We start from the raw sequence: 21,508 nt of genomic DNA on the forward strand, positions 1-21,508 counted from the left end.
TTATTCTCCTTTGTGTTCTGCGTAGGCTTCGTCTTTCCATTTTAAGCGAGAAAGTAAGAAAGAAACGATAACCAAAGTAAATGCCATACCCCAACCAAATGTGTTGACGAACCAATTTGGGTAGCCTTCATAGCCTTCGGTGAAGACTTTTGCTCCTTCACTTAATAACATAAAGGCAAGGATACCTGTGGTTAATATGATGCATAAGCGCCATAAGAAACCAACTTTGAAAGAAGATGTTTGGTTAATATGCGCACCTAACAAGCCAAGTTTTTCATTGGCAACGATAGCAACTAGAGAAACAAAGGCAACGGCAACAATACCAAAATAGTTAATAAATTTATCTAATACATCTAACATTGGTAGGCCTGTTGTGGTACCAAATAGGATAACGGATACAGCCATCATTGGTAAGCCAACGATAAATGTGATTTTGACGCGATCCATTTTTAATTTGTCTTGTACCGCAGAAATAATTACTTCAATAACGGAAATAAATGAGGTTAATGCAGCAAAGGTTAATGAGCCAAAGAATAACACACCAAAAATTTCACCAAATTTAAGTTCATTAATGATGGTTGGGAAAGCAAAGAATGCAAGACCAATTCCGCCTTTTGCCACATCACTTACTTCTTGCCCTGCAGCTGTTGCCATAAAGCCAAGGGCTGCAAATACGCCGATCCCTGCAAGCACTTCAAAACTGGAGTTTGCAAAGCCGACGACCAAACCTGTACCTGTGAGATCAGAGTCTTTCTTCAAGTAAGAGGCGTAGGTGATCATAATCCCAAAGCAGATAGATAATGAGAAGAAAATTTGTCCGTAAGCTGCAATCCATACGCTTGGGTCTGATAATTTTTCCCAATTTGGTGTGAATAAGGCATCCAAACCTTTAGCTGCACCAGGTAAAGTGAGTGAATAAACAACAAGCACTAAGAACATTACAACCAATACTGGCATTAAAATATTAGACACTTTGGAGATCCCTTTTTGTACACCAAATGCTAATACCACAAGGGAAATAACCCATACTGTAATTAATGGACCTACTACCATGCCGACAAAGTCGAAGCTGACGCCTTGTGCAATATCGCCCATTTTTAAGAATTCACCAACGAAGAAATCGATAGGTTTTCCACCCCAAGCTTTACTGAAAGAGAAATAGGTGTAAATCGCAGCCCAACCTAAAACAACGGCGTAATAAAGACCAATGATGACATTCACCATTACTTGCCACCAACCGAAAGTTTCAAAATGTTTGTTAAAGCGACGATAAGATAAAGGCGCACCACCACGATGGCGATGGCCAATGGCGTAATCTAAAAAGAGTAATGGAATCCCTGCGGTTAATAATGCCACGATATAAGGAATGATAAATGCACCACCGCCGTTTTCGTAAGTGGTATATGGGAAACGCCAAATGTTTCCTAAGCCAACAGCAGAACCAATTGCTGCCATAATAAAGGCTTTACGCCCTGAGAATGTTTCACGAGTAGATTGACTCATGCTCGCCCCCTAGTTAAGTGTTATGTTTGTTGTGTTTAGGATAATATAAACAAAATTAGGTGTTCGTCAATATAAAATAAACAAAAATATATGTTTTATATCTATTTTGATTGTTTGTATTGATATTTTATTCTGTTTTGGTGTTTTATTCTTGTGATCTAATTATGGCTAGAATAAATAAGAGGTATTTTAGGGAAAAGTGCGGTGAAAAATATTCATGTTTTTCAGTTTATAGGGCCTAAAAGGTGAATTTTGATTATAAAACGAACGATTTGAGTGGGGTTGTTGAATAAAAAATTTTTCTTTAGCTATATCTCTAAATATCTAATGTACTATTCCAGAAATGAGACAGGCTAAATAAATAATCTAAGGGTTTTTGGATACAATAATAAAGAATGAGATTATGTAATTCCCAAGTGCAATAAAAAATATAATTCCAAAAAACCTTATATTATTCATATTTCCAATAGATAACCCAGAGTTTAATGTTTAGCGATGCTATTGTGCGTCATTTTGCATCCGCTCTTTTTGCACAACACTGGTTGGTTCTTGATGAATGATGACTTCAGATAGCGGGAAAGCTTGTAATAATTTCTTTTCTAAACTATCAGTAATGTCATGCGCTTTAACTAACGGCAAATGATCATCCATTTCTAAATGGAGTTGAATAAAACGGTTTGCTCCTGCTTTTCTGGTTTTCACATCATGAATACTGATAATACCGGAATGTTCAAGGGCAATGTGCCAAATTTTATCCACTTCTTGTTGTGGTAATGCTTGATCTAACAAGGCTTGCATAGCATCCCACAACATTTTTCCTGCGTTATAGAGAATGTAGAAAGCAATACCAATGGCGAAAACCGCATCAGCATATATCATGCCCTGCATATTTAATAACATCGCAATTAAAATTGCAGTGTTCATATAGAGATCCGTTTGGTAATGCAAAGAATCTGCTTGAATTGCTGGGCTATGTGTTTCTTTAACCACTTTACGTTGATAAAGCACCAACATTGCTGTTAAAGCAATAGAAATTAAGCTGATAATTACACCCAATTCACTGCTTTGTACCGGTTGTGGATCGGTAAAGCGTTGAATACCTTGCAATAATAAGAAAGCGGCGGAGCCTGTGATAAAAGCACTTTGGGCTAAAGCTGCTAGTGATTCCATTTTGCCATGCCCGAAAGCATGGTTATCATCTGCAGGTTGTAACGCAAAGCGTAATGCAATCACGTTGGTGGCGGAGGCAAATAAATCCACCAGTGAATCGGTCATTGCTGCCAAAATAGCGATAGATCCTGTTTTCCACCAAGCAAATGCTTTAATAATAATGAGGCTAACTGCCACAACAATGGCTAAATTAGCCGCTCGTTTAACTAATTTTTGATATGTTTCTTCCATTTTATTCATCAAACATTGTTTTATCGCGTAGCATATGTGCATTGCCCTTGCGGCGTAAGAAGCCGCAGCGATCAAAATATTCCATTAACTGCACCGTTAATTTACGTCCAAATTGCAATTCATCGCGTAATTGATTAACGCTGATTTCGCCTTGTTGCTCCGCAATTTTTTTGACTAATCGGGCATAATTGTAAAGGGTTTCCGTTAAGAAAAAGCGATCTTTTACTATTGGTGTGAGGTAGCCTAGTTTGCCTGCTTTGTATAAGAAATTACGCATTATTGTTTCGGCAATGCCGAGTGCATTGGCGATATCTCTGACCCAAAGTGGCTGCCCATTCTGTTGCACAAATTCAGCGAGAACGGCTTTCCATAGTTGTTTTTCTTGTTCATCAAATTGGATTTTGTGTTCTGGTAAATGCAACCATCCGCGACTTTGTTGCAATTTGCCATCAGCTAACAATTCATCAATTAAATGATAAATTAATTGCTCTGGTTGGTTTAAAGCTGCTATGCGATATAAACGGGCTTTACCTAAGCCTATTTGATCGCCATGTTGCTGGTGGTAATCAGAAAGTGCGGTTAAAATTTGCTGTGTTTTTTCATTTTTATAATCCGCACTAAAGCACCATTGTTGGAAACGCACTGCCTGATTTTGTTGCAAAATCTCATCAAGTTGGCTTGGCGTTAATTGTTCAGTCCACAATAATTGCGATACTGAAATAGCTTTACTTTGTAAGTACAGTTTTAAACGCTGTGTGGCATTGTCAGATTGGTGCAAATCACGCAATAAATTCAAACGTGTTTCTGTACGTTTGTGGCGTTTAGGTGAATCAATTTCGATCACTTTTGCACCGCCAATCAGTTGTTTATTATCGCCGCTGCGTAAAATTAATTTATCGCCAAAAGTTAAAAATAAAGGCTTTTCTAAAATTAATTCAGCTAAACCTTGTTGGCTTGGATACAAGGATTTATCGGATAAAATCGATAGCTTACCAATTGTACGATCTGCCGCATGATAGATATGCACAGCCTGGCTTTCATTAAGATTTGTTTCGGCATTAATCACAATGCTGATGCGATCCGTTGGCTGTTGTGGCGCTTGTGAAAAAAGCCAATCGCCACGCTCAATTAAAGTGCGGTCTAAATCTGCATTAATATTGAGCGCTAAACGTTGCCCTGCCAATCCTTGCTGACTTGCTTGATTTTGTGCATGAATATTTTTTACCCGCACTTTTTCGCCATTGGATAGCACTAGCTCATCATCAATATTGACCTTGCCGCTAAAAGCTGTACCCGTTACTACCGTTCCCGCGCCTTTTACGCTAAAGATACGGTCTATGGCATAACGAAACGGTTTGTTTGTCTCTGCTAAATTTGCGAGTTGTGCGAGATATTCTCTCAATTCAGCAATGCCTTGTTGATTAATGGCAGAAGTAATAAAAACGGGACTTTGTGCTAAAAACGGATATTGCGCTTGAATTTGTTGTTGTAATTGCGCAATTTGTTCTGGTGTTGCACGATCTGCTTTGGTAATCACAACCAGAATTTGCTCAAGCTGTAACTGTTTCAGAATGGCCAAATGTTCTTGTGTTTGTGCTTGTATGCCTTCATCCGCTGCCACAATTAACATGGCGTAATGAATTCCGCCTAAGCCTGCGAGCATATTGACTAAGAATTTTTCATGCCCTGGCACATCAATAAAGCCAAGAGTTTTATCACCTAAAGGCAAGTAGGCATAGCCTAAGTCGATGGTCATGCCCCGTTTTTTTTCTTCGGGCAAATGAGCGGTATTAGTGCCAGTTAATGCCTGTAATAATGCGGTTTTACCATGATCAACATGACCTGAAGTAACAATAATCATAAGCTTTGTAAACTCTCTAATAGTTGTTCAAGGTTGGCGAGTGAACGCATATCTAACCAGATTTTATCTTGTTCCACTCTTGCAATAATTGGAGTTGGAAGCTGTTTGAATGTTTGTAAAAGTGCGGTTAATTTTCCATTATTTTTTTCAGCAATAGTAAGAGCGACAGATGGAATTCTCGCTGTTGGTTGTGAACCACTGCCGATTTGTGCCGAACTTGCTTCGATTTGTAATGAAAAGTCTGTCAACTTAGGTTCTAAAATCGACTTAACTTGCTGTGCTTTATATTCAAGTTGTTCAAGAGATTGCGTTAATAGATGTAAGGTTGGTAAATTCTCGGTCAGTTTTTCTGGTTGTAAATACAAGCGTAATGTCGCTTCTAAACCAGAGAGAATGACTTTGTCACAACGCAAAGCACGTTTTAAAGGGTGGGCTTGTAATTGCTGAATTAAGGATTTTTTACCCACAATAATGCCTGCTTGTACACCACCTAATAATTTATCGCCCGAGAAGGAAATGAGATCGACGCCTTGCTTGAGTTTTTCTTGTACAGTCGGCTCTTTTGGCAAACCATATTGGCTTAAATCAATCAGCGCGCCGCTGCCTAAATCACTGATTAAAGGTATGCCAACTTCTTTGCTGAGTTCCGCTAGTTCTTGCTCTTCGATAGATTTCGTAAAACCACAAATTTGATAATTACTGGTATGAACTTTCATCAAAAATGCAGTATTTTCGTTGATTGCGTTGCGATAATCTTTTAAATGGGTTCTATTGGTTGTCCCCACTTCAACTAATTTGCAGCCCGCTTGTTGCATAATATCTGGAATACGGAATGCACCGCCAATTTCAACTAATTCGCCACGCGAGATGATGACTTCTTTACCCTGTGCAAAAGTAGATAACATTAACAATACTGCTGCGGCATTATTGTTGACGACACAAGCTGCTTCTGCACCTGTTAATTCACAGATTAATTCACTAATGTAATTATCACGATGGCTACGTTGACCTTCATTTAAATCATATTCTAACGCAACATTTTGTTTCATTGCAGTTAATGCTGCTTGTTGCGCCGCTTCAGGCCAAAGTGCACGACCAAGATTGGTATGCAAAACGGTGCCAGTAAGATTATGCACAGATTGAATTTTTACTTGGCTTTTTTGAATTAATTGGTGATGAATTTCGGCGATCGTGGAGTGAATATCATTGAAATGTGCAGGAAGTTGATTATTTTTCTTGATAAACTCTCTTGCTTGCTGGATTAATTGACGAGCGGTTGTAACAACTGCAGTATGTCCATATTGAGCAATTAATGTTTCGCCTTGCGCTGTTTTAAGCATTTTGTCTACAGAAGGAAGTTGCTGAAAAAGTGCGGTCATTTTTTGTCCTGTTTTTCAAGAATTTTCCTTATTATACAATAATTTTCTGCCAGACTTGAATAAGAAAGAAAATTAGGCTAAAGTTGCTCCCAGTGATGCAAAGGAAGGTCGTCGTTTCCGGTGAGGCGGCAGGACTTCAAATCCTGTTAGGGCTGCCAGCAGTCCTGGGTGGGTTCAACTCCCATGACCTTCCGCCAGTTCATTTAATTTTCTTAACCCCATATTTCTCAATACTCCCACTCAACGTTATCAATTAAGTCTGCGAAATCTTCAGCATAGAAACCATGGGATATCATATATCGCCAGATTTTTTGCTTGGCTTTTTGATCTAATGGAAATTGTAGTCGTTTTTTTTGTAGCACTTGTTTTGCAATTTGGCTCCAATCAATTTCGCTTTGTTCAATAGCTTGTTGAATAACCTCGGATCTTATCCCTTTTAATTGTTTAAGTTCCTGTTTAATCCGATTGACACCAAAACCGCGTTGTGCACGATAATTTAAGTAATTTTCCGCGAAGCGTAGATCGTTTTGCCAATTTTTTTGTTGGCAGTGATTGATAGTGTCTTCTATTTCTTGTTCTGAAAAGGCTTTTTCTTGCATTTTGCAGCGAATTTCAAATTCGCTGTATTCTCGTCTAGCTAATAAACTTAAGACATATCCTAATGCGAGGGACGACATGGCTTTTCCTTATTTTGATGAAAAGAAAAAGTGCGGTATTTTCTACCGCACTTTTTTGTGATGAGTTATTCAAAATCTGAGGTTTCAGATTCATCAGAATTGGATTCAATATCCGCCAATAAGGCTTGTTCTGGATTAGCCACTAATTCAGCTCTAATCTTCGCTTCTAATTCGTTAGCTATTGCGGTATTGGTCGCAAGCCATTTCATTGCATTGGCTTTACCTTGACCAATTTTTTCACCATTGTAGGAATACCAAGCACCTGATTTATTTAATAATTTATGCTTAACGCCTAATTCAATTAGTTCGCCATTTTTTGAAATACCTTCTCCGTAGAGAATTTGGAAGTCAACTTGTCTAAATGGCGCTGCTAATTTATTTTTTACGACTTTAACGCGTGTTTCATTACCAATAACTTGCTCACCATCTTTTACTGAGCCTACACGACGAATATCTAAACGCACTGAAGAATAGAATTTTAATGCATTACCACCAGTCGTAGTTTCTGGGTTACCAAACATCACACCAATTTTCATACGAATTTGGTTGATAAATACAACTAAACAGTTAGAGGCTTTAATTTGTCCTGTTAATTTACGCAATGCTTGAGACATTAAACGCGCTTGTAAACCTACATGTGCATCGCCCATATCACCTTCAATTTCTGCTTTTGGTGTGAGAGCGGCTACGGAGTCCACGATGATTACATCAACTGCACCTGAACGTACAAGGGCATCACAGATTTCTAATGCTTGCTCTCCATTGTCTGGTTGAGAAATTAATAATTCTTTGACATCAACACCTAATTTAGCTGCATAAATCGGATCTAAAGCGTGTTCCGCATCAATAAATGCACACACTTTACCTGCTTGTTGTGCTTGTGCGATAACAGATAAGGTTAAGGTTGTTTTACCTGATGATTCTGGTCCGAAGATTTCAACAACACGTCCCATCGGCAAACCGCCAATACCTAATGCTACATCTAGCCCGATAGACCCTGTAGAAATTGCTTCGACATCTAAGGTTTGAGTATCCCCTAGTTTCATGATTGCACCTTTACCAAATTGTTTTTCAATTTGACCTAAGGCGGCGGCAAGTGCTTTTGCTTTTTCATCTTGAGTAGCTATTTTATTGTCTTTCGCGATTGCCATAATTCTTTCCTTTAATTTGTTATCTGTAAATTTGTGCATATAATAACTGTTATTAAAAACAGTATCAAGCGTTTTTCTGACTTTTAATTTAATCTGAGATCTTGATTCCAAAACAGAGAAATTTTTAGTTACTCATTGGATTTTGTTGTAAGAAATTCGCCAATATCTTTTCACCGAAATCGGACATATAGGATTCAGGATGAAACTGTACCCCAAAAATAGGCAGTGTTTTATGTTGAAATGCCATAATAATTTCATCGTCGCAAGTGGCTGTCACTTCTAATTGTTCGGGAAAATGTTCAGGTGATACCGCCCAAGAATGGTATAGACCTACGTTAAATTCTGCTGGCAGTTGCTGAAACAGTGGGGATTTTGACCGCACTTTTACGGATTTCCTTTGCCCATGGCGAACGTCAGCAAGATTAAACAGTTGCCCACCAAAGAATTCACATAGGGTTTGATGACCTAAACACACCCCAAAAATAGCTTTTTGCTGATAGAAGCGCTGCAGCATATCAAAGAGAATAGGATAAGCTCTAGGTACGTCTGGACCAGGTGAAATTATGATGTGACTTGTCGATTCCAATTGCTCCAACTGTAAATCTTCCACATTGATGACTTGAAAATCTACTGCTAAACGGCGCACAAGATCCACCAAATTATAGGTGAAAGAATCGTGATTATTGATAATGGCTAATGTTGTCATAAGTTACTGTATGTACAATTTGTGGCGTTAATTATAAATGATTTTTCGTGGCTTTTAGGCTAAACTTGCGGATATTTTATTTATTTCTTTAATTGATAATGCCACTTAATTCTTTTATTCAACAGGCGAATGCTTTTGGAAAATTACGCCAACCTTTTTTCTTTTTAATTGATTTTGAACAACAAAAACCGCTGATTTGTCCTGTGGATAAAGCAGCAGAAAATGGATTGTTTTTTGATATTCGAGGTATCGCTAATCAAGAAAAAGTGTGGTCAAATTTACCCTTAAATTTAACTGCCTTTCCTATGTCATTGACGGAGTATCAATTAGGTTTTGATTTGGTGCAGCGGGAATTACAAAAAGGCAATTCCTACTTGCTCAATTTGACTTATCCTACTGAAATTGAAACAAATTATTCGCTATTACAATTTTTTCAGCAGACAAAAGCACCTTATAAACTCTATTATCAAAATAACTTTGTTTGCTTTTCACCCGAATGTTTTGTGCGAATTGAGCAAAATCAGATTTTTACTTATCCAATGAAAGGCACTATTGATGCGACTTTACCTGATGCAGAGCAGCAATTATTAGCTTCTGCTAAGGAAGAAAGTGAGCATTACACGATTGTGGATTTAATGCGTAATGATTTGGCTCTTGTTGCGCAACATATTGAGGTAAAACGCTTTCGTTATATTGATCGCATTGAAACGGAAAGAGGCGCAATTTTGCAGACAAGTTCGGAAATTGTCGGCAATCTTGCTTTGAACTGGCAAGATAATATTGGCACAATTTTAACTACATTATTGCCCGCAGGATCTATCAGTGGTGCGCCAAAAGAAAAAACGGTTGAGATTATTCAGCAAGCGGAAGGGCAAGCCAGAGGATATTACACCGGTATTTTTGGCTTATTTGATGGTGAAACTGTTGATAGCGCGGTTGCTATCCGCTTTATTGAGCAACGCAATGGGAAAATGTATTTTCGCAGTGGCGGTGGTATTACCAAACAAAGTGAATTACAACAAGAGTACGATGAATTATGTCAGAAAGTGTATGTGCCACTGATAAAATAATGGATTTTCCTTTATTTGAAACCATTTGTATTGAGCAAGGCAAAATAAAGAATATTGCTTTTCATCAGCAGCGCTATCAATCATCTTTGCTGCACTTTTATGGTAAAAGTGCGGTGAAAATTTATGATCTTTTGGCATTAATAGAAGAAAAGCGGGAATTTCACACCGCACTTTTTAATGCCCTTTGTCGCTGTCGCTTATCTTATAATGCTCAAGATGTGAACATTGAATTATTTCCTTATCAGCGCAAGAGCTACCAACGTTTTCACCCTGTTGTTTGCGATGATATTGATTATGGCTTGAAATACCAAAACCGCGATCGGTTGAATAAACTGTTGGCACAACGAGGCGATGCCGATGAAATCATTGTTATTAAGCAGGGCAAGGTGACGGATTGTAGCATTGGTAATTTGATTTTCCGTCAAAACAAGCAATGGTTCACACCAGATTCCCCTTTATTAGAGGGTACTCAGCGGGCTTATTTGTTACAACAGAAGAAAATTAAAGCAATCCCCATTTTCGCTGAAGATATCGCTAAATTTGATGAAATTCGGATCATTAACGCGATGAATGGTTTGGATGAATACTGAGGAAGGCAACATGGATTTACATAATATTCGTGAGGATTACAGCAAACAAGCGTTGTCGCGTAAGCAATGTGATCCCAATCCGATAAAACAATTTGAAAATTGGTTAAATGAAGCGATAAAGGCGCAAGTAAACGAACCCACCGCAATGAATTTGGCCACGATTAATGCACAAGGTCGGCCTAATAGCCGAGTGGTTTTGCTCAAAGAAGTGAATTCAGAAGGTTTTGTTTTCTTTACTAATTATTTGAGCCAAAAAGGACAAGCGTTAGCGCAAACCCCTTTTGCAGCATTGAATTTCTTTTGGCCAGAATTGGAACGCCAAGTGCGTATTGAGGGCAGCGTGCAAAAATTGGCTGAGGAACAATCGGATGCTTATTTTGCTTCTCGTCCTTATACTAGCCGTATTGGTGCCTGGGCGAGTGAGCAAAGTGCGGTACTAACCAGTAAAAATACCTTGTTAGCAAAAGCTGCACTTGTTGCGGCTAAACATCCAATGCATGTTCCGCGACCTGAACATTGGGGCGGATATATTGTGCTGCCTGATTTAATTGAATTTTGGCAAGGTCGCCCAAGTCGTTTACATGACAGAATTCGTTATCGTTTAGAACAGCAAGTGTGGGTAACAGAACGCCTCTCGCCATAGTTTATAGCGAACGTTTGTATGCGCCTTGTTCACATTCGATTAAGTTATCTAATTCTAAACTGAGTAATTGTGTTAATAAGATTTCTACTGGCAGTTGAGTGCGTTCTGCTAGCTCATCAATGGTAATGGGATGATAACTAATGTGCGCATAGAGTTCGGGAAAAGTGGGTTGGACTGTTTCTTTTGGCTCTTGAGTTGATCCTGTAATTGATGTTTGGCTAATTTGTATCGGTAATTGTGTCGGATAAGGCGAGAGATTTTCAATAATATCTTTCACATTCTCAACTAAAATAGCGCCTTGTTTAATTAGCCGGTGGCAACCTTGGCTGGCAGCATTGTTGAGGTTGCCTGGCACTGCAAAAACTTCACGATTTTGTTCAATGGCATAGCGTGCTGTAATCAATGAACCGCTTTTCTCCGTTGCTTCTACTACTAAGGTCCCTTGTGCCATGCCACTAATAATACGGTTGCGTCTGGGAAAATTGGCGGCAACGGGTGGCTGATCGGGTAGAAATTCTGAAACCAAGCAACCTTCATAGGCTAAAATTTTTTCGGCTAATTTTTTATGTTGAGCTGGATAAATTCGATTTAATCCGCTACCAAGCACTGCTATGGTTTTGCCTTCAATATCGACCACAGCTTGATGGGCAATGCCATCAATCCCTATCGCCAACCCACTGGTTACAATAAATCCGGCTGCCCATAATTCCATCGCAAAATATTTTGCCCAATATTCTCCATAATGAGAGCAACTTCGGCTACCAACCAAAGCAATTTGTGCGCAGTTCAGATTTTCAGGGTTACCTTTAACAAAGAGTAAAGGTGGTGGTTGGGCAATTTGTTTGAGTAAATAAGGATATTGGGGTTCAAAATAAGAAATAATATGTTGGTTGTTTTTCTGATCTTGCCACATTAATGCAGGCTCAATATAAGCTTTTTTCGGCGTAAACCAGCGTTCAATTTGATTATGGCGCCAACCTATTTGTTGTAGAGTTGTTTTGTCGTAATTCAACAATTCTTCAGGGGAAATATGCGATAAGATTTGATAAATACTATGCGCACCTAAATGAGGAACTTGCATTAAACGCAGCAAAATTTCAGTAGAATTTATCATTCTTATGTCCTTATTTTTTCATTATCTCATCGAACTTTAACTACCACCCTATTGCTTGCCAATTGGCTCTGTTTTTTCTTGGAATACAGATCACAAAATGGAGAAAAAACGGTTAATTTTTTGACCGCACTTTGTTTTTCTCTTATTATGCGTAGCCATAGGGCTAACAAAGAAAGGACAGATTATGAGCGTATTTGAAATTGCACGAAATGCGAATGGACAGAGTTTTGGTGTTACTGCAAAAATGGCAAACCGCCATGGTTTAATTGCTGGTGCGACGGGAACGGGAAAAACGGTTACGTTACGTAAACTTGCTGAGGCATTTAGTGATAGTGGTGTACCTGTTTTTCTCGTTGATGTAAAAGGCGATTTATCAGGTATGACAGTCAAAGGCAGCATGCAAGGCAAAATTGCAGAACGTATTACGCAGTTTGATTTAGGTGGCGAAAGTTATTTAGATGGCTACCCTGTTTCTTTCTGGGATGTGTTTGGTAATACAGGTATCTCATTACGTACGACCATTTCAGAAATGGGACCTATGCTGCTTTCACGTTTATTAAATTTAAATCCAACGCAAGAAGGACTGCTCAATATTCTCTTTCGTGTTGCGGACGATAAGGGATTATTGCTGGTGGATTTAAAAGACTTGCGTGCGATGTTGAAATATTTAGCAGATAACGCAAAACAATTTCAGCTTGAATATGGCAATATTTCGGCAGCGAGCGTGGGCGCCATTCAACGCGCTTTATTGGTACTTGAAAATGAAGGTGCAGATAAATTATTTGGCGAACCTGCATTGAATTTAGAAGATTGGCTACAAACACTTGATGGTCGTGGCGTGATTAATATTTTGAATTCAGAGAAACTTATTAATTCTCCTCGTATGTATAGCGCGTTTTTGCTGTGGTTAATGTCTGAATTATTTGAGCAATTGCCAGAAGTGGGTGATCCTGATAAACCAAAATTTGTTATGTTTTTTGATGAAGCACATTTACTTTTTGATGGTGCACCGAGTGTTTTAGTTGAAAAAGTCGAACAGGTTGTACGTTTAATTCGTTCCAAAGGTGTGGGGATTTATTTCGTCACACAGAATCCATTAGATTTGCCAGAGACAGTGTTAGGTCAGCTTGGTAATCGTGTGCAACATGCGTTGCGAGCCTTCACGCCTCGTGATCAAAAAGCAGTGAAAACCGCAGCAGAAACCTTTAGAGCAAATAAAGGGGTGAATGTGGTTGAAACGATTACAACTTTAGGTGTGGGTGAAGCATTGGTTTCATTCTTAGATGAAAAAGGCATGCCGACACCCGTAGAAATTGCCATGATTTATCCGCCAAAAAGCCAGCTTGCGCCTTTAAGTGCAGAACAGCGTCAAGCTTGGGTAAAAGATGATGCTCTCTATTCATATTATAATAATTATGTGGATAATTATTCTGCTTTTGAAATGTTGGCAGAACAAGCGAATTTAGAACAAGTCGCGCAAAAGCAAGCTGAACAGGCTCAGAAGGAAGAAGAGGAAGGCATTATGGGCAGTTTAAGCCGTATGATTTTTGGTACCAAAAAGCGCGGTGAAAAACTGACGGTAACTGAAGAATTGGTGAGTGGCGTGGCAAAATCCGTTGGTCGCAACATTCGTAACCAAGTTACTAAACAAATCATGCGCGGGATTTTAGGTGCATTGAAAAAATAATGCGTTGAGATTGGGTATTTAAAGAAAAGTGCGGTGTTTTTCACCGCACTTTTTGTTACAAGTTATTCTTTGTATTTATTTAAATATTGTTGCTTTTTATCTGGGGTAACAAGTTCAAAAGGAATAAAGTTATATTGGGCAACTTTTTCGCCTTTTGCCGCTTTATATGCCATTTCAGCACTCACTTTTCCTTGACCCGCTGCAGATTGATAAACAGTTGCATCTAGCCCTTTGCCTAAGTATTCAAGTGCATCAGGTGTTGCATCAATTCCTACGACAATCATGTCTTCATCATTCATGCCCATTTTTCTTGCAGCAAGTAGAGCACCAATTGCCATTTCATCATTGTTACTTAAAATCACATTAATATCTTTGTGTACAGCAAGTAGATTTTGTGTCACATCCATTGCTTTGGCGCGATCCCAACGTGCTTCTTGTTTACTCATAATTTGAATTTCAGGGTTGTTTTTTAGCGCTTTTTCATTCCCTTCGGTACGTTTAATTTGAGCATCCCAGCCAAGTGGTCCCATCAGAATAATCGCTTTTGCCGCTTTGCCATTTAATGTTTTAATGACAAATTCCGACTGCATTTCGCCCGCCTGAATTTCTTCTGAGCCAACATAGCTCGTGACATATTTCATGTCTTCATCTTTTGGTTTTCCATTGACGATAATGAGTGGAATTTTGGCTTTTTTAGCTTTTACACCAATGGCTTTAATGATATCAGGATCGGTTGGGAAAACTAATAACGCATTTACGCCGGAATCAATAAAGGTTTCAATGTCATTTAACATTCTTGCGGGATCAGAATTTGCATCTGCGTATTTAAATTTGACATCTGCATTGCTGTCATCAAAAGCTTGAATGGCATCTTGCACATAGGTTGGATACTTATCGGATAAGCTATACATTGAAACACCAACCGTCATTTCTTTTGCGGATACAGTTGAAGCTAAGCCTGTTAATAGGCATAAAGTGAGTAATTTCTTAACCATAATAAAAACCTCTACATAATGATTTAACGGGTTGCCATTGATAAAAAAGGGTGGAAAATCCACCCTTCATTGTTGAGATTATTTATATTTCGCTTTGTATTCTTCTTTTTTGTCTGGCGTAACAAGTTCAAATGGCACCCATTTAACATGAGGGACTTCTTCGCCTTTTGCTGCTTTATATGCCATTTCAGCACCTGTGGTACCTTGACCTTGTGCAGATTGGAATACGGTTGCATCTAAGCCTTTGCCTAAGTATTCAAGTGCATCAGGAGTTGCATCTAAGCCCACAATAATAATATCTTCATCTTTTACTTTGAGCTTATTACTTGCTAACACTGCACCAATTGCCATTTCATCATTATTGCTGACGATAACATTGAGGTTTTTATTCGCTGCAAGTAAGTTTTCTGCGATTTCTAAACCCTTGGCGCGGTCCCATTTGCCTTCTTGTTCTGCTAACAATTTAATATTGCTATTTTTCTCGAAGACGTCTTTGTTACCCTGAGTACGTTTAATTTGGGCATCTTGACCTAGAGGTCCCATTAAAATTGCTGCTTCAGCCGGTTTGCCATTTAAGGTTTTAACAATATATTCAGCTTGGATTTGACCACCGGTAATTTCATCAGAACCTACATAGCTTGTAATATATTTCATATCTTCGTCTAATGGTTTACGGTTTACCACTACAAGCGGAATATTGGCTTTTTTCGCTTTTTTACCAATCACTTTAACGATGTTTGGGTCTGTTGGTACGATAAGAAGCGCATCGACTTTTTGGTCAATAAAGGTTTCCACATCGCTTAATAGTTTTGCAGGGTCTCCATTAGCATCTGCTAATTTAATTTCTACGTCATCGTGTTTTTTATCGAAATCACGAACAGCATCTTGTAAATAAGTTTGCCATTTATCAGAGAACGCTACCATTGGTGCACCAATAACCACATTTTTTGCTGCAGCCTGTGCACTGAGTAATACGCTACCACATAGTACGGCGAGTAATGCTTTTTTCATAGTTTAACTCCTTCGAATTAAAGGTTTTATTAGCTGATAAGAATTAATAATTCTTAGAATAGAAAATATAAATTTCAATGCATGAACAATATGGAATGATTTGTTCATTTTTGATATATATCATTAAGCTATATTTTAAGCAATGTTGCAGATACAAAAGTGTGAACTAGATCGTATTTTTGATGGTGTAGCATTAAATATGCAGTGATTTTGAAGAGAAAAGTGCGGTGAAATTCACCGCACTTTTATGCAAACTCAAACCCTAACCCAATGTCTTTCAGGTATTTTTTCTCATTGGATAAATCTTGTTTAATCAGAGGGTTACGATCGAGGTATGCTTGCTCAAATTTGAGGTGCCACTGTTGTGGGGTTACGTTGAGATGAATATTTTGAGGCAATTCCGTTGCTTGACGAGAGCGGCAGATCAGAATAGCGAGGCGTAATAGACGCACAAGGGACAAAATATCCTGTGAATGATAACGTGCAGATTGCAGGATATCCTCAATATTAAATGGATTTTGTTGTAGACGTACTAAAGCAGATAAAAGGCGTTGTTGCTCTTTATCAAAGCCGGGCAATTCCATATTTGCTAAAATATAAGCGGAATGTTTGGGCATGTTTTTGTGGTTTATAACGATACCCACTTCATGTAGCAACGCTGCCCAAAGCAGAATTTCTTCCATTTCATCTGCTAAATGTGGTTCTTGCCATGCTTTCATTTGTTGTGTGAGTTGCACCACATTTTGACTGACACGCTCCGCTTGTAAACGGTCGATGTTGAATTGCTTGGCAAGGGATTCCGCGGTACGCTGGCGGATGTTGATGACCTGAAAATCTTGATCGAGGCTATACATTACCCCTTCGCGTAATGCGCCATCAGAGTATCGCATTTGTTCAATACCATAGCTGTCAAACACCGCGCTTAAAATGGCTAACCCCGGCACAAAAACATCTGCGCGATCTTCATTTAAACCTGAGAGTTTTAATTGATTAAAATGGGTGACCTTGAGGGTCCGTTCAATTAGAAAGTCGAGACGGCCAGGAGTGATGATGCCATCTGGATCGATATTTTCCATGATGACTTGATAAACGGTTTTAATTGTACCAGAAGAACCGAGTACATATTGCCAGCCTGATTGGCGATAAGTTTCGCGGAGATCTGCAATGCGGCTTAAGGCAGTACGGCGTGCACGTTCAAAATTCTGTGCCGAAATTTCGCCTTGTGGGAAAAATTGTTTAGCAAAGCTGACGCATCCCATATCACGACTTTCGGCAATAATCGGATTAAATCCTTCACCGATGATCATTTCTGTGGAGCCTCCACCAATATCAATCACCAACTTGCGTCCGTTTTCAGGCTGAGTGTGTGAAACCCCCGCATAGATCATTTTGGCTTCTGTTTGACCTGAAATAATATTAATTGGATAAGGGAAGACCGTTTTGGCTTGTTGCAAAAATGCGTCATTATTAACCGCACTTCTGAGGGTATAAGTGCCGACAACATTAACGTTTTCCGCTGGGAAACCTTGTAAGCGTTCAGCAAACAGAGCAAGGCAATTAACACCGCGATTAATGGCATCTTGATCTAACACGCCATGTTCGTCTAAGCCTTTAGCAAGCTGCACTTTTTGTTTCAAACGGGATAAAATTTGAATTGAGCCGTTCACAATACGTGCAATGATCATGTGGAAGCTATTTGAGCCTAAATCAATGGCAGCGATTTCACGCACATTATGTGTTCCCACTTTGGAAAGTGCGGTGGCTTTTCTGATTAAATTAATATTATTCATAATCCTGCAACGTTATTAAAACTCAAATTCATAAAGTAAATCAACAGCTTGGTTAACCCCAGATACAGATTGTAAGAAAACTTGTGGGAAAAGGCGATAACGTAATGTGACTTCTGCTAAGCCATCAAATAAGCCGATACCATATTTAATTTTTAAGCGTGGTGTAATATTGCCGCTGACCACAACTTTTGAGCTATCGCCAACACCTGCGGTACCTAAGTTCAGGTCTTGAATACCGAAAGCTTCGCCAATACCGCCCACTAATTTTCCGCTTTTGGCTAATCCCATGCCTAATAATGCGGCACCGATTGAACCACCAGAACCGGCTTCGCCACTGTTTTCTAGTGAGCGTCCAGTGAGAATATAAGAGAGCGCTTGATCCTGTGGCATACTTGGTTCCGAGAAGACTTTAACTGTCGGAGCTTCTGCAATACCAGTGACTTTCACACCAGCGACAATATTGCGTTTTTCCATCGCTTCAGGATTGCGAATTGCCTCAATATCTAAAATAGGTTGAGATGGCATGCCTGCAAAGCCAATGCGCCCTTTGCGAATGAGTAAGTCTTGGCCAAAAGAGGCATAGCGTCCATTTTTGAGGTTAATTTGCCCAAAGAGCCCCAATTTTCCTTTTTCTTGGCGTACTTCAAGTGTGCCAAGCAATTCACTATTTAAACCATAGGCGTTAATTTGAACATCATCACCAATGTTAATTTTCAAATCAGATTTAATTGCCATGCCTGATTTGGTGGTGGCAGCCATTGGACGTGAAGCAAAAATATCTTTATTATTTACCGCACTTTTTCCGCTGAGGATGACTTCATCTTCACTCACTTTGACAGCACTATCAGGCAAACTTTCAATCCGAATTCTTGCCCATGGAATATTAATATTTCCTGTCAATTCGAGTGTTTTCGGATCAACATTTACGGTCACATCAGGTGTTAATTTTACTTTCGCCATAGAAGGAATATTGACTAAGAAATTCTCTCCTTTAGCATGAACTCGCGCACTCCAACGATCTAAATGTTTCCATTGCGCATCACCATCTAGGCTCAAGTTGCCTTCTGAGGTTTGAATATCACCTTGTAAAGTTGAACTGTTACCATGGAAATTTAATGCCACTGTACCGTTATTAATTTCCACTGGGCTCGATTTCATTTTTAAACGCAATTGGTTGATATTTAAACTGCCATTTAATAAAGGTGCATTAAGATTTCCAGCAAAGCTTAAACGAGAATTAAGATTACCCGATACATTCTCGCCATTTGACAGCAATTGATTCGCTAGATTTAAATTAACCCCATCAATATTGAGATTGCCGCTCAGCTTGCGCCCATTGGCAATATCCGCAATTTTGATATCGCTTTTAATTTGTCCATTATTTTGGATTTGAATATCCGAATTAACTGCTAAATTATTGTTTTCCAATTGTGCATTAATAGCAAGTTTTGGAATAGCTAATTTGAAGGTGCGGTAATCTAGTTTGTGTGCGATATTTATCTGATCAGAATGAAGCTGCAAATCTAATTTAACAGGTTTATTTTCATACCAGCTGAATTTACCGTTGCTACGAAGATTACCCTGTAATAAATTGTTTTGCTTACTGATTTTATTCACTAATGCTAAATCTAACCGTTTGAGTTCAAATGGAATTTCGCCCTGTTTGCCCGCTTTAAACGTTTGTGGAAAACAAAGATCAATCTCCGCATGCTGCCAGCAATGGCTCGAAATTGTAGCAATAGTCTGCTTGTTATCAAACGCAACCTCGATATTTTGATTGTTTTTCACATTTCCGATTGGCGTTTCTATTGCCACTTGGCTAACGGTGCCTTTCCATAATTGCAAACTGCGGTCAAAATTTCCCGAAATATTGAGGTTAGCCGCAACAGGATCACCATTGGAGCGGAGTTGTACTTGATGTGATTTCTCATTGCCCGAAGCGGTCAATTTTGCATTAGTAAGTTTAATATCACCTTGGCTAAAGCCATTGAGATCAACGGCTAAATTACCTTGGATTTGTTGTTCCGTTGTGATATTGCCTTTGGCGGAGACTTGGTTAATTTTTAAATCTTGGAAACGAATGTTACTACCGACCAAATCCACATCAAGATGAGGTTCTTGCACTTTTCCTTTAATATGCGCTTTACCTTTTAATGAAGCGGCAAAATGAGGGAGCAACCCTTGTAAATCAGGGGCGTTAATATCTAAATTTAAATCTGAATTTTGCTCAGCAAGCAGCCCTTTAAGCACAATGTGATTATTACCATAGTCTAAATTCAGTTTCGGCGTATTGAGCAATTCTTTTTGGTTTGAGTGAAGTGCACCTTTTAGCGTTAATGGGCGTTGAGAAACTGAACCTTGCACATCAATATTGGGAACATCAACAGTCCAACCCTGTTGATTGACTTCGCCATTGCTTGTTAGATTACCCGATAAAATAGCTGGAAAATCTTTAATGTAAGCACCTAAATTAATTTTATTTAAATCAGCTGCAGTTTGCCATTTTATGCCTGTTTTCCAGTCAAGATTACCCTGTAATCCTAATGTACCATTTAGGGCATTGGCTTGTAATTTCTCAATATCTAAATGAGATAAACCGCCTTTCGATTGGAGATCTAATTGCGTTTTAGGTGCGCCCATTCCTTCGATTTCACCTTTTAAGGTAGCTTGATAATCGAGCAAATTACCCTGCGCATTGAGATGAATCTCTTTGGCTTTGAGAGGGTCAGCTGTTTTATCAAAAGGGTATTGGAATTTAGAGGCAGATAAATTGAGATTAAATGGTGTTTTTTCGGCGTTAAGCTGTACGTCACCATTCAATGTTGCCTCAATAGCACCCTGTGTTTTAATCGAAAGTGCGGTGCTTTTTTTCAGATTTCCAGATACGGATAAATCAACGACAGATTGAGGTAATAAAACGCTGTCGCCTTGTTTAAAGCTGTTGATATCCGAATGGAGAGTTAAATCAACGGGCATATCCTGATCTAACTGAAATTTGCCACTTGCTTGCAGGTTTCCCACAGAGCTATTAATCGCTAATTTATTTAACTGCACATCCGCCCCAGTTGCATCTGCCTGAATTTGTACCTTAGGAATATCAATGCGTTGACTTAGTTTGCCATCGGTGAATTGTTCAAAGGTCCAATTATTACCACTGATGTCGGGAATGTGCATATCAAAAGGCAATATGATTTCTGGTATATCCGCAAGGAGCGGCTTAGCTAGCTGTTGTTCTAGGCTTGGCCAATCGATAGGTTGATTTGGTTGTTCTTTGATTTGAGCTTGTTTTTTACTTTGTGTATTAAGCACATAGCTGAGATTGTTGATTTCTGTCGGTGCAATGGTGAGACCCGTCTGATTATTTAAATCAATCGCGGTATGAAATTGCCCAAGGTTAATTTTATCCTGATCAATGCTGAGATTGACATTATCTACCGCGACATCTTTCACTTCCACAGACACCGGTAAACTCAGGCGTTTCATGGTGGTTTTCTCTTGTGTTTGTTCGGTAGAAGGTGGCAATAATGCGGTATCTATTTCAATATTTGTTTGTTGTAACTGCAGATTTTCAATACACAATTTCGCTTTGAGCAAGCAAGAAAAATCTAATTGAAGGTCTGCTTGTTGCACTTGCGTATTGATGCCATCGGATTGAAATTGAACATCTTTTAGTTTTAAGCCATTTTGTAATTTGCCCTCAATTTCGCCCACTTTTAGGCCATCCACCCATTTTTCTGCTTGTGAGATTGCCCAATGAGTACCTATTTCAGAACCTAAAATGCCACTTACGCCAACGCCAAGCAAAGCCACTAACACGCCAGTGGCGGCTAAAGTGCGGTAGAAAATTTTCGATTTTTTCCCTTTGGATTTAGCAGCAGGTTGGCTTGATTTTTGTTCCTTGTCCTGTGTTTGTTCAACTGGCTCTGTCAT

The 21,508-nt window shown here is 39.0% G+C and carries 16 protein-coding genes and 1 tRNA gene; 5 read left to right on the plus strand and 12 right to left on the minus strand.

All coding sequences use genetic code 11. From position 1 onward, the window contains the following. From ACUXZ4_RS01685 to selA, 4 genes are all read right to left on the minus strand, one after another. Positions 1–1,503, minus strand: a complete 1,503-nt coding sequence (locus tag ACUXZ4_RS01685; protein ID WP_464973329.1) for a sodium-dependent transporter — start codon at positions 1,501–1,503, stop codon at positions 1–3. A 498-nt stretch (positions 1,504–2,001) separates the two neighbouring features. Further along, positions 2,002–2,904, minus strand: a complete 903-nt coding sequence (locus ACUXZ4_RS01690; RefSeq protein ID WP_464973330.1) for a cation diffusion facilitator family transporter — start codon at positions 2,902–2,904, stop codon at positions 2,002–2,004. A 1-nt stretch (position 2,905) separates the two neighbouring features. Next, positions 2,906–4,765 carry a selenocysteine-specific translation elongation factor gene (gene selB / locus ACUXZ4_RS01695; RefSeq protein ID WP_464973331.1) on the minus strand — a complete coding sequence of 620 codons (1,860 nt, stop codon included), beginning with the start codon at positions 4,763–4,765 and terminating at the stop codon, positions 2,906–2,908. Then, a complete protein-coding gene (selA, locus tag ACUXZ4_RS01700; RefSeq protein ID WP_464973332.1) occupies positions 4,762–6,144 on the minus strand; it encodes an L-seryl-tRNA(Sec) selenium transferase in 1,383 nt (460 codons plus the stop codon). The genes selB and selA overlap by 4 nt, the downstream gene beginning before the upstream one ends. A gap of 102 nt (positions 6,145–6,246) precedes the next feature. On the opposite strand from selA, the gene ACUXZ4_RS01705 reads away from it, so the two are divergent. After that, positions 6,247–6,341 (plus strand) — tRNA-Sec (locus ACUXZ4_RS01705). A gap of 30 nt (positions 6,342–6,371) precedes the next feature. Here the strand turns inward: ACUXZ4_RS01705 and recX are convergent. From recX to ACUXZ4_RS01720, 3 genes are all read right to left on the minus strand, one after another. Next, the gene (recX, locus tag ACUXZ4_RS01710; protein WP_464973333.1) at positions 6,372–6,821 is read right to left on the minus strand and encodes a recombination regulator RecX; all 450 of its coding nucleotides are present in this window, start codon (positions 6,819–6,821) and stop codon (positions 6,372–6,374) included. A 65-nt stretch (positions 6,822–6,886) separates the two neighbouring features. Further along, on the minus strand, positions 6,887–7,948 hold the full coding sequence (gene recA, locus ACUXZ4_RS01715; protein WP_464973973.1) for a recombinase RecA: 1,062 nt from the start codon (positions 7,946–7,948) through the stop codon (positions 6,887–6,889). A gap of 148 nt (positions 7,949–8,096) precedes the next feature. Beyond that, complete coding sequence (locus ACUXZ4_RS01720) at positions 8,097–8,678, minus strand: anthranilate synthase component II (RefSeq protein ID WP_464973334.1); 582 nt, start codon at positions 8,676–8,678, stop codon at positions 8,097–8,099. A 98-nt stretch (positions 8,679–8,776) separates the two neighbouring features. Between ACUXZ4_RS01720 and ACUXZ4_RS01725 the strand changes: the two genes are divergently transcribed. Genes ACUXZ4_RS01725 through pdxH form a run of 3 tightly spaced genes read left to right on the plus strand, consistent with a single transcriptional unit; the run spans position 8,777 to position 10,981 of the window. Further along, positions 8,777–9,748, plus strand: coding sequence for an aminodeoxychorismate synthase component I (locus ACUXZ4_RS01725; RefSeq protein ID WP_464973335.1), 972 nt, complete (start codon positions 8,777–8,779; stop codon positions 9,746–9,748). Next, positions 9,748–10,338, plus strand: a complete 591-nt coding sequence (locus tag ACUXZ4_RS01730) for an aminotransferase class IV family protein (RefSeq protein ID WP_464973974.1) — start codon at positions 9,748–9,750, stop codon at positions 10,336–10,338. Before ACUXZ4_RS01725 ends, ACUXZ4_RS01730 begins: the two co-directional genes overlap by 1 nt. Positions 10,339–10,348: 10 nt before the next feature. Further along, complete coding sequence (gene pdxH, locus ACUXZ4_RS01735) at positions 10,349–10,981, plus strand: pyridoxamine 5'-phosphate oxidase (RefSeq protein ID WP_464973336.1); 633 nt, start codon at positions 10,349–10,351, stop codon at positions 10,979–10,981. 1 nt (position 10,982) lies between these two features. Here pdxH and dprA read toward each other — a convergent pair whose 3' ends face one another. Further along, on the minus strand, positions 10,983–12,095 hold the full coding sequence (gene dprA / locus ACUXZ4_RS01740) for a DNA-processing protein DprA (protein WP_464973337.1): 1,113 nt from the start codon (positions 12,093–12,095) through the stop codon (positions 10,983–10,985). A gap of 184 nt (positions 12,096–12,279) precedes the next feature. Between dprA and ACUXZ4_RS01745 the strand changes: the two genes are divergently transcribed. Then, positions 12,280–13,782 (plus strand): helicase HerA-like C-terminal domain-containing protein, encoded by a 1,503-nt coding sequence (locus tag ACUXZ4_RS01745; RefSeq protein WP_464973338.1) that lies wholly within the window; start codon positions 12,280–12,282, stop codon positions 13,780–13,782. Positions 13,783–13,844: 62 nt separating this feature from the next. On the opposite strand, the gene ACUXZ4_RS01750 is transcribed toward ACUXZ4_RS01745, so the two are convergent. The 4 genes from ACUXZ4_RS01750 to tamB form a co-directional block, all read right to left on the minus strand. Then, complete coding sequence (locus ACUXZ4_RS01750) at positions 13,845–14,777, minus strand: sugar ABC transporter substrate-binding protein (RefSeq protein ID WP_464973339.1); 933 nt, start codon at positions 14,775–14,777, stop codon at positions 13,845–13,847. 78 nt (positions 14,778–14,855) lie between these two features. Further along, on the minus strand, positions 14,856–15,788 hold the full coding sequence (locus tag ACUXZ4_RS01755) for a sugar ABC transporter substrate-binding protein (protein WP_464973340.1): 933 nt from the start codon (positions 15,786–15,788) through the stop codon (positions 14,856–14,858). 245 nt (positions 15,789–16,033) lie between these two features. Beyond that, positions 16,034–17,578, minus strand: a complete 1,545-nt coding sequence (gene ppx, locus ACUXZ4_RS01760) for an exopolyphosphatase (RefSeq protein WP_464973341.1) — start codon at positions 17,576–17,578, stop codon at positions 16,034–16,036. A 15-nt stretch (positions 17,579–17,593) separates the two neighbouring features. Next, positions 17,594–21,508: an autotransporter assembly complex protein TamB gene (gene tamB / locus ACUXZ4_RS01765; RefSeq protein ID WP_464973342.1), complete on the minus strand. Its 3,915-nt coding sequence runs from the start codon at positions 21,506–21,508 to the stop codon at positions 17,594–17,596.

Source organism: Reella acinonychis (genome assembly GCF_052828705.1).